The sequence below is a fragment of the Gilliamella sp. X-23 genome, assembly GCF_057063545.1.
The window spans coordinates 58,550-66,280 of record NZ_JBXSQG010000013.1; the positions used below are offsets into that span (position 1 = coordinate 58,550).

Sequence of the window (7,731 nt, forward strand, 5' to 3'; positions counted from 1 at the left end):
CTAAATTATCATTGTCCGCAAAACATAGCCCATAAATTATATGCGATAACATTATGAAACATTCGTATTCATTTCCTATTTTATTGACGAGTTTACTTTTTGTAACTATCTCGTTGTCAGCACTCAACACACAAGTACCATTGTGGTTAGTGCGTAATGAGTTTTCGCTTGAGCAAATTGGTCTTGTGGGATCAAGTTATTTTACTGGTAACTTGATTGGTACTATTTTTGCCAATTGGTTTATTAGTAAATTTAATGCTCGTCACACTTATACCTATAGTTGTATTATTTTTGCCATAGCAACTATTGGCTTAAGTTTTTCAATAAATTTTTATAGCTGGATAATGTGGCGCTTTTTTATTGGCATTGCTTGTGCTGTCACTTGGGTGGTGATTGAAAGTTGCATATTACTCACTGGCCCAGTGCATACACGTGGACGGATGCTTGCAGTTTATTTAACCACTTATTATTTAGGCACGGTTTTGGGGCAAGCTTTGTTACAGTATTTTCCACAAGATGTACTGTATTTTGGATTGGTTATTATGTTACTCATGGGGCTTGCGATTTTATTTATTTTACGCACACATTATAAATTACCAAAAAGAAAAAAAAGCAGCTTTAACATTATGCCAATGATATTGAATAAACCTTCTCGGCTTGGATTAACCGGCTGTGTTATTGCAGGCATGTTAATTGGGTCGTTATATTCACTATTACCAGTTTATTATTCACACTTGGGTTATAGTGATACTCAAGTTGCTAATTGGATGATTTTACTTATTTTATCAGGAGTGGCGGCACAAATGCCTGCCAACTGGTGTGCTGACAAATTTGGACGGCAAATGGTATTGCTAATTGAATCGCTACTCATGTTGGCCGCATGTGTCATGCTGGTATTCAACTGGTTTGATGCGTTGGCGATTATCTTATTAGGCGCAACGATTTACACCATTTATCCTATATCTATGGCTTGGGCTTGCTCGTGTGTTAAAAAGCAAAATATTGTGGCTATGAATCAAGCAATGCTCTTAACCAACACCTTAGGTAGCTTAGTTGCTCCTGCGGTGATAGCTTTTATTATGGATAAAACGAGTAATACTTATTTATTTGTCAGTTTTGCTATAATTTCGTTATACTTCGTGATCTTATTAGTTAAAAAAAGAGGAACGGATGCGCAGCCACAAAAATCCACTTAAATTAATAGAAATACTCGCTGATGGCAAATACCATTCAGGTGAAGAATTAGCAGCAATATTTGGAATAACACGCGCAGGCATCAATAAATACATCAAACAACTGCGTGAGTGGGGGGTAGACTTAACTTCAGTGCAAGGTAAAGGCTATTGCTTGGCAGCGCAACTTGATTTGCTCAACAAAAACAAGATTGATCAGCACTACCAATCCGACAGCCACTGCGAAATATTACCGATTATTGATTCAACCAACCAATATCTACTTGATCGAATAGGTCAATTAACATCGGGTGACTGCTGCGTGGCTGAATTTCAATCAAAAGCACGAGGCCGAAGAGGACGAAAATGGTTTTCCCCTTTTGGAAGCAATTTATACTTCTCAATGTATTGGAAGCTAGAACAAGGCGTGGCCGCGGCAATGGGATTAAGTTTGGTGGTAGGGATAGTACTTGCCGACACTTTACGCACATTATCAGGTCAAAATATCAAAGTTAAATGGCCAAATGATCTTTATCTTAATGACCAAAAGTTAGCCGGTATTTTAGTTGAGCTCGCCGGTAAAACTGGCGACTGTGCCCATGTAGTGATTGGTGTTGGAGTCAATCTAACCATGACAAATCCTGATACCAACATAGTTAACCAAAAATGGGCTAATTTAGGTAATGTTGATCGTAACTTACTTGTTGCACAAGTGGCTAAAGTCTTAAAAAGTAAATTAATCGAATTTGAAAAACATGGTTTAGGGCCATTTATTAATGATTGGAATAGACTTGATAACTTTGCCAATCGACCAGTAAAACTATTAATTGGTGATAATACCATCCGCGGCATTGCAAAAGGCATCAACGAGCAAGGTGCTTTATTGTTAGAACAAAACGGTAAAATTAATGCCCATATTGGTGGCGAAATATCATTAAGAATTGATGAATAATAAACCCAAAATGATTTAACAAAACTATTCCGCTTGTAACAAGCGGAATAGATTAAGCAAACATATTCTTAACTTTTATTTTTAAATTTCAAAACTCGAAGAGCATTAGCGGTCACAATCGCCGTCGTGCCTGAATCAGCCAACACCGCTAGCCACAGTCCAGTAAAACCAAACAAACTGGTAATCAAAAAGATCAGCTTAATGCCTAATGCAATGGTAATATTTTGTTTAATATTACGACTCGCAAAGCGAGTTAAACGAATTAACTTAGGTAAACTGAGTAAGCTATTTTTAGTTAATGCGGCATCGGCAGCTTCTAACGCAACATCAGTGCCACTTCCCATGGCAATACTCACAGTTGCGGCTTTCATGGCTGGTGAATCATTAATACCATCGCCCACCATAGCAATTGACGTTGTGTTGCGGATCTTTTCAATGGCAATCAACTTATCGGCAGGCAACAATTCAGCGCGGTAATCCATACCTAACTGATCGGCAATAGCTTTAGCTGCTCGCGCATTATCGCCTGTTAGCATCAAAGATTTAATACCCAGCTGATTAAGTTCATTCATTGTAGTCTTTGCATCTGACCGCAACATATCTTGCAGAGCAATAATGCCCATCAGTTGTTGATTTGTTGCCGCAACTACCACGGTTTTACCTGCACTTTCAAATTCCGCAATGATTTTAGCGTGTTCATCATTTAAAGGCGTTGAAACAGTTGCAACTTTGTTTGGAGAAACAATATAAAAAGTCTGATTATCAATCTTGCCTTGAATACCAATTCCCGCAATTGCTTTACGATTATCGGCCTGATTAATGCTTAACTGATTTTGTAATGCGTAATCAACAATAGCTTTACCTATAGGATGATGCGAACCACTTTCAATTGAGGCAACCATTGTTAATAATTGCTCTTTGGAAATATCTTGAGGAATCACATCGGTTACTTGTGGTTTACCTTCAGTTAAGGTACCAGTCTTATCAAACGCAACCAGTTTAACCGAACCAATATGCTCTAATGCTGCTCCACCTTTAATTAACACCCCTTGCTTTGCCGCATTCGACAAGGCAGATGTTATCACCGCAGGGGTTGAAATCACAAGCGCACAAGGGCAACCAATTAATAACAACGTCAAGCCACGATAAAACCAAGTATACCAATCAGCATTAAGCAACAAAGGTGGCACAACAATCACCAATAGTGCAAATAAAGCAATTGTAGGCGTATAGTAACGGCTAAATCTATCAATAAAACGTTCAATAGGCGCTTTGCGCTCTTCGGCATCTTCAATCATCTGTAAAATACGATCAACCGCATTTTGCCCGACTTCTGATACCACTTTAAGTTGAATTGTATTATCAACCACCAGCGAACCAGCCATAATTTTGTCGCCTGAAAGATAATTAACAGGAATGGACTCGCCAGTTAATGCGCTTTCATCAATATTGGCTTGCTCACTCATTAAAATGACATCAGCAGGCAACCGCCCTCCAGATGAAATTTCTATAATGTCCTCGGGTTTTAAACTATGACTGGCAACGGTTTTTCTTACACCGTCAATGATTATCACGGTCTCTTCTGGCATGAGCTGAGCAAGCGAGGAAATGCCTTTTTTTGCTTTACTTGTTGCAACACCTTCTAACATTTCACCAATCATAAATAAAAATATCACCATGGTGGCTTCTTCGGCAGCGCCAATAAATAAAGCACCAATAGCCGACACGCTCATTAACGACTCTATCGCAAATGGTGTACCACTGCGCGTTAAAACCAATGCTTCTTTCAAAATAGGAATGAGCCCAACAATTGCCGTCACCATAAAGGCATATTCGCCAACGGTTTGATTACATAACAAAAGGATATAACTCATAACAATTAAAGCGCCTAACACTGCTAAAGGGATTAATGCTTTATTATCAAAACGATGGGAATGCTCATGATGATGTGAATGTTCGGGGGATGATTCAAAAATGGGCTTATAGCCTAACTCGATGATTTTATCTTCGATCAATTTAATCGTTTTTTCATTCTTTTGTGGAACAAAAACGACTAATTTTTCGGTAGAAAAGATAATCTTGGTTTGGCAAATATTGGGTAATGTCTTTAAACTATTTTCAATTTGTTGCGCACAGTTTGCACAATCCATGCCTTTTATTTTCCATGTTAATTTAGTTTGATTGATTTGCCTGTCGGGGTCATCAGGGGGATCGCCAAACTCATTTTTGGGGTTAGTCTTATGGGTACTACCGCCACAACTCTGGGTTGATTCTTGATGACAATTTACAACATGAGAGAAATTTGCATGATTATGCGCCAGATTTTGACAATTATCATGACAACATTCATGGCGGTGATGTTTGTGACACATTGATTTGTTATTATATAACATAACGTTACCTCTTTTTGTGGATGATTTTGATTGTACGCTAAAAAAGAAAAAAATAAATTAATTTATTTTTATGGAATTTTTTAAATTAAAATTAATGCGTTAAAAACGTTAGCAACGTGATGACATCTAACAAATCAGTAACAAATAGATCACTTTAATAGCAGCCATTTAATTACTCAAAAATCAGTCAGAAAAGGTATTGATTTTATTTGATTTTTTTCTGTTTATTTTTTAACAAGAACCGCCTTATAAAAACACAAAAATCCTTCCCAAAAACGATGGCTATGTTGTTTGCCATATTCCGGCGTCAGAATGTGCCGACAATAGATCGAAGTTAGCACGCCAAACAAGGATGTTTGGCGAGTTTGTGTTGCGTCTGATAAATTTGTCTGGAACAAATTTGAACACCTGAGCATAGCGAAGGTGGCCTCGTAGAGGCGAGTATCAGGATGATACGAGTAATCCCACAAATGGTGCGTTAAGACTGAGCGACGGCGGAGGATAGCCGAAGGATACATTCTGCAGCCAGAGCGTGAGTTGTAAGGGAGTTCGCTTTAATGAACAGCCCCCAAAAGTTGGATTGTTTAAATCTACTTTTGGGAACAAAATTATGGCAAAAAAATATACATTCGATTTTAAAAAACAAGTTTGTTCACCAAAGGTCAAAACTTCCGAAACCACCACACCTAATTCATTTTATACACCAACCCAAAAGGCTTATTTTCCACCAAAACCATTTCCCAAAACAGGCCAATAATAGATCAATCTTATCATTAACAAAACTTTACGATTTTTTAACAAAAAAAAGTAGCTATTATTAATCAACTGGTTATAATTTAATCGCCTTCAAAGCAAGGGAATGCTCATTAGCTGAGCGGTAAATCATAAAAATAAAACAAAAATTTACTTAACTGGATGATCGAAATGTACTACCATTCTTTGGCAACTGGCCTGCTAAATTTATGCCTAAATCTTTTTCATTTCCACTATAGTCGAAATCAAACTCAATTCTTATTTTTATTACCGAAGTTATCAAGTTTAGCGAAATCGCCGTGTTTATCGGCAGGGATATCGTCGAGGTCGAGGTGCTTATTTTTTCTATCTAAATTATTGTTGTTCTTCGTGCCATTGTTTTTGTTGTCATATACACAGTGTTCTATGGCATTAACAGCGTCTACATCAAGGTATATTGAGGGTAGTGCGCCATATTTAACGTTAGACGGTGGTCAAACAAGGACAACTTCAACGGATAGTTTCTTGTTTATTAAGTTGCGGGATGGTACAAGGTACACACCGTCAACTAATCCATCAAGTGCTACAAATCCAATAAGATTACCTTATGCAGGGAGTACTTTGGGTCATATAGATATGATAGTCCCATCAACAGCTAGTTCAGTGAGTTTAAGTGATTTAGTTACTAGGTATAATTATTGGGGAGATGATGATGGAGATGGTCAGGGTATAAATGGTGTTACTGCTACAGGGGATATATCGGTATCGTTTACGGATAATGCTGGTCGAACAGTAAGTCGTAGTGATACATTAGATATTTGTAATGCACCTTATAAGGTAACATTAAGTTATACAGGGGGATATTTACAGACAAGGTACGGAGTTCCTAATATAATCTATTTTAATAGTAGTACAGTGACGTATTATATCAATCCATATAATACTGTTGCTCGTATTTGTTACGCAAGGCCGAGTTTGTTATGGGGTGGTTCTAGTCGCACCAATTCTAATGGTGATCCTCGCTACGCAGGCCCAGTTAACATATGGAGTCCAGATAAGGGTTTTTTAGTTCAGTCAACAAGTTCGTCGTCTTACGGTCATAATTTTCCTACAACGGGTGCTGATGGATTGTATTTTGATCTACTCATAGGAGGAGTAGATGCAAGTCAGTTGACGTGGTCTGTTGTCACGAATGGTAGTAGTATAACAGCTACCGTGACAAGTGTAACAGCTAATGAGTCATGGAATCCTGTTGCTGATAATGGAAAAATTGTTGCGCGTGTTAAGTTAAGTGGTCCTAGGGCGGATAGTACTCAAATAGGTTCAAGTAATCCTAGTCCGTTTATTCCGTTGCTATCTTTGCCACAGACATTTGAGTTGGTGGGTAGGGATAGTCAAGGTAATGAGGTGAGGTATGGATTTGTGTTAAAGCAGTGGTTCGTCAATCGAGGTGATAAATACGATACTCAGTCTAACCACTCATCTTGGTGTAGAAGTTTGGGTTATCGTTTGCCACAGGTCAAGGATTTAACTAACGCGAGGTGTGGTGTTGGTATCGACTTCCCATGTATAAATGGCGTAGATAGCGCTACGCCTAGTTCATCTTATAATAATTACATGCGTCACATAGGTGCAGGATTTTTCACGGAGTGGGGCAACATGTACGGCTACGCTGATGCGGGCTTCGTCGGCTCCCGCTACTGGACAAGCGACGAGGTAGGTAGAGGCTATGCCCTCAATGTCGAAGCGGACTACGGTAACGTCGTCTCCAGCCACTGGGCCGGAAACTCCCGTTATGGCCTTTGTACCGCACCTTAGCTTTTTTTTCTTAGTCCTTAATCCTTGGGCCGCGTGGGCGGTTATGGTGCCTGAGAGGACAATCTAACAAAGAATAAAGCCCCCGCATCAGTTGGGGCATTTCCCCTTAGGGTTGCGCTGTTGCGGCGAAGCCACAATCGCGCTGCCCCCGCCGCCGGCGACGCTGAAAGTGTCGATGGCGGTGGCTCAGGGGTAAAATCAAATAAATAAAGATAAGTCATGTAATGGAAATAGAACAAAAATTAGCATTAAGTGAAAATCCGATACATTTTTTGAAAGAAGGTCTTTTTTTAAGGGCTTATAACCAGTCGTTTTATGTCATGAGTCAATTATTAGGATTAATTTAAAACCGATAATCAAGCATATTAAAAAACTCGACCAAATTGTTGTATGTGGTGGATTTCCGGCTAATGTTATTAATAAACGTTAGCCTAATGTGTTTCTGGGTTGGTGGATAAAATTAATTGATTGCAGTGGTTTCGGACGTTTTGACCTTTGGTGAACAAAATAGCTACAGTGACCACGTCCGAGTTAGGAAATTAAAGCGAATGAACTGCACCCCAAAAGTTGTACAAAAAAACTAAGCTGCTGGAAAATAATACTCCCGATATTGAACAGGACTCTTTTTGTCCAAGCTTAATTTAATTCTTCTATGATTATAATA

General features: G+C 38.7%; 5 protein-coding genes. 4 read left to right on the top strand and 1 reads right to left on the bottom strand.

Annotated features, from left to right (window positions below):
- Positions 1 to 53: 53 nt before the first annotated feature.
- Positions 54 to 1,196, top strand: a complete 1,143-nt coding sequence (locus ACYH9I_RS09280; protein WP_483560471.1) for an MFS transporter — start codon at positions 54 to 56, stop codon at positions 1,194 to 1,196.
- Positions 1,171 to 2,124 carry a bifunctional biotin--[acetyl-CoA-carboxylase] ligase/biotin operon repressor BirA gene (gene birA / locus ACYH9I_RS09285; RefSeq protein WP_483560472.1) on the top strand — a complete coding sequence of 318 codons (954 nt, stop codon included), beginning with the start codon at positions 1,171 to 1,173 and terminating at the stop codon, positions 2,122 to 2,124. Before ACYH9I_RS09280 ends, birA begins: the two co-directional genes overlap by 26 nt.
- Before the next feature lie 68 nt (positions 2,125 to 2,192).
- Here birA and ACYH9I_RS09290 read toward each other — a convergent pair whose 3' ends face one another.
- Positions 2,193 to 4,517 (bottom strand): zinc/cadmium/mercury/lead-transporting ATPase, encoded by a 2,325-nt coding sequence (locus ACYH9I_RS09290; RefSeq protein WP_483560473.1) that lies wholly within the window; start codon positions 4,515 to 4,517, stop codon positions 2,193 to 2,195.
- A gap of 610 nt (positions 4,518 to 5,127) precedes the next feature.
- Here ACYH9I_RS09290 and ACYH9I_RS09295 point away from each other — a divergent pair.
- Both ACYH9I_RS09295 and ACYH9I_RS09300 read left to right on the top strand, forming a co-directional pair.
- Positions 5,128 to 5,274 carry a hypothetical protein gene (locus ACYH9I_RS09295; protein WP_483560474.1) on the top strand — a complete coding sequence of 49 codons (147 nt, stop codon included), beginning with the start codon at positions 5,128 to 5,130 and terminating at the stop codon, positions 5,272 to 5,274.
- Positions 5,275 to 5,441: 167 nt separating this feature from the next.
- The gene (locus ACYH9I_RS09300; RefSeq protein ID WP_483560475.1) at positions 5,442 to 7,067 is read left to right on the top strand and encodes a hypothetical protein; all 1,626 of its coding nucleotides are present in this window, start codon (positions 5,442 to 5,444) and stop codon (positions 7,065 to 7,067) included.
- The last annotated feature ends 664 nt before the right edge of the window (positions 7,068 to 7,731 follow it).

Bases quoted from the DNA above. Each gene is read 5' to 3' on its own strand.
- ACYH9I_RS09280 (WP_483560471.1), top strand. From the start codon at position 54: ATGAAACATTCGTATTCATTTCCTATTTTATTGACGAGTTTACTTTTT.
- birA (WP_483560472.1), top strand. From the start codon at position 1,171: ATGCGCAGCCACAAAAATCCACTTAAATTAATAGAAATACTCGCTGAT.
- ACYH9I_RS09290 (WP_483560473.1), bottom strand. From the start codon at position 4,517: ATGTTATATAATAACAAATCAATGTGTCACAAACATCACCGCCATGAA.
- ACYH9I_RS09295 (WP_483560474.1), top strand. From the start codon at position 5,128: ATGGCAAAAAAATATACATTCGATTTTAAAAAACAAGTTTGTTCACCA.
- ACYH9I_RS09300 (WP_483560475.1), top strand. From the start codon at position 5,442: ATGTACTACCATTCTTTGGCAACTGGCCTGCTAAATTTATGCCTAAAT.